2 protein-coding genes are annotated in these 2,679 nt (G+C 42.8%); both read right to left on the bottom strand.

What is annotated here, in order from left to right; translation table 11 throughout:
- A partial coding sequence (locus CXF78_RS19705; protein ID WP_102037709.1) for a YgiQ family radical SAM protein occupies positions 1-2,026 on the bottom strand: 2,026 nt, incomplete at its 3' end.
- Between the two features lie 202 nt (positions 2,027-2,228).
- Positions 2,229-2,624, bottom strand: coding sequence for an MAPEG family protein (locus CXF78_RS19700; protein WP_011635885.1), 396 nt, complete (start codon positions 2,622-2,624; stop codon positions 2,229-2,231).
- Between the last annotated feature and the right edge of the window lie 55 nt (positions 2,625-2,679).

The raw sequence follows: 2,679 nt of genomic DNA, 5'->3' as shown, positions 1-2,679 counted from the left end.
CCAAATGATTTGGACCATTACCAATTAACGACTCTTTACCCATAGCCACTAACGCTTCACGGATCATCGGCCAACCCATTGGGTCGTGGTAACGCAATAAGAATTTATGCAATTTACGCTGACGGCCTTTTTTCGGTACTGTCACTTGTTCACTATCATGCTTAATGTTTTTCAGTGAGTTAAGTTCGGTATGATAAATCGTGGTCGCATTTGCCATCGGAGATGGATAAAAGTTTTGCACCTGGTCGAGCTTAAATTTCTGCCCTTTTAACCATAATGCCAAATTAATCATGTCTTCATCGGTAGTACCAGGATGCGCCGAAATAAAGTACGGAATTAAGAACTGTTCTTTACCCGCTTCTTTAGAAAACTTATCAAACAGTTCTTTAAACTTGTCATAGGTTCCCATACCTGGCTTCATCATTTTACTGAGCGGCCCTTCTTCGGTATGTTCAGGGGCAATTTTTAAATAACCGCCCACATGATGCTTAGCTAACTCTCTAATATATTCAGGGTTTTCGATAGCCAAATCGTAACGAACGCCCGAAGCAATTAACACTTTTTTAATGCCCGGTACTTCACGTGCCGCTTTGTATAAGTCGATGGTGTGTTTATGGTCTGTGCCTAAATGGCCACAAATAGACGGGAACACACACGATAAACGTCGACAGGTTTTCTCGGCTTTCTCACTGGTACAACCTAAACGGTACATGTTCGCCGTTGGGCCACCCAAGTCAGAAATGACGCCGGTAAAACCAGGTACTTTTTCTTGAATATCTTTAATTTCTTTGATGATCGACTCTTGCGAGCGACTTTGAATAATGCGTCCTTCATGCTCGGTAATCGAGCAGAATGAACAACCACCAAAACAACCACGCATGATATTGATTGATGTTTTAATCATATCGTAGGCAGGAATTTTTTCTTGGCCATACATAGGGTGTGGAATGCGTTGATAAGGCAAATCGAATACTGCATCCATTTCATCAGTGTTTAATGGCCAAGCCGGTGGATTTACCCATACCCCACGGTTAGCATCATGTGGTTGAAACAACGCACGGGCACAACCCGGATTTTGCTCTTGATGCAAAATACGCGAGGCATGGGCATACAAATACTTGTCTTCGCTGACCTTATTATAGGCAGGAAGTAGCACGTAGGTTTTTTCCCATGGCTTTGGACGAGGCGGTTGCACACTAATGGCTTTAGGAGCCTCGTTATCAAAAATCTTTTCGTCTGTTGGACCTGACAAATTACTGCAACCAACGTCATCGGCACCATAAGGGCTAGGTAACGGTTCAATTTTATGTAATTGGTCTATTTTGCGCGAATCCATACCACGCCAACCGGGCATAGGCTCTTTACGCATTGTTGCGGTACCACGAACATCGTCAATATCGCTAATGGCTTCACCCGCAGCAATACGGCGTGCAACTTCCATTAATGGCCGTTCTGCATTACCGTAAATTAAGATGTCTGCTTTGGCGTCAAAAATCACACTGCGACGTACTTTATCTGACCAATAATCATAATGCGCAATTCGACGTAAGCTGGCTTCAATGCCACCAATAACAACCGGTACTTCTTTAAAGGCTTCTTTACAGCGCTGGGTATAAACCGTTACTGCACGGTCTGGGCGTTTACCACCAATATCACCGGCGGTGTATGCATCGTCATGACGTAACTTGCGGTCAGCGGTATAACGGTTAATCATCGAATCCATGTTGCCAGCGGTTACCCCAAAAAATAAATTTGGGCGACCTAGCTGCATAAAGTCTTCTTTGTTTGACCAATCAGGCTGTGAAATAATCCCCACACGGTAACCTTGGGCTTCTAACATTCGCCCAATTACTGCCATGCCAAAACTAGGGTGATCAACATACGCGTCGCCAGTCACGACAATAATATCGCAGCTATCCCAACCTAAAATATCCATCTCTTTACGAGACATGGGTAAAAAAGGTGCCGTTCCGTAGCATTCAGCCCAAAACTTTGGATAATTAAATAACGTTGACTCAACTTGCATGTATATGACCTACATAAATGGGAAAAACCAGCCTAGCTGATCCGATGACAACATCAGCCTATGGCTGAATTTAACGGACGCGGAGTATAGCAGTACAGCGACACTAAGTGTGACTAAAAAAACATCAAAAGTGAAATATTTTTATCCCTTTATAACCTTGTAAAACACGCGGGAATATTGCTATTCCCGTATACTTTCAATGCTATAACCCTAGAAAGAAGCCAATATTAGCGACCGCTAAAACCAATAGCACAATCCAAGTGGTTAACACGCCCCAAAAACGACCGAAGTGATGGCCGCCTTGACCTTGATTTAATCCAATAGCATGTAATAAACGCGCAACAATCCATGCCGTGCCCAAACTGTGAATCAAGTAAACCGGCATACCATTCAGTTCAGCCAGTGCTAACAAAATTAGTGCTATGGGCGCATTTTCAATTAAGTTGCCATGAGCTCTTATTGCAATGGATAATCCTTGATGGCCACCATCACCGATACCAATTTTATTTGCTCGACGAAATTTAACCACTTTATAAGATAATGCTAAAACCAACAGCGCCGTTAAGCCCGCATATAAACCCGATACCATCAATGTCATGTGTTATTCCTTAAGTCGTCTATATTATTGTTATTATACTAATCTTTGATTTGTT

The sequence above is a fragment of the Shewanella sp. 11B5 genome, assembly GCF_002836795.1.
GTDB lineage: Bacteria > Pseudomonadota > Gammaproteobacteria > Enterobacterales > Shewanellaceae > Shewanella > Shewanella frigidimarina.
The sequence above is the reverse complement of the archived record's forward strand: the minus strand, read 5'-3'. Positions and strand labels throughout refer to the sequence as shown.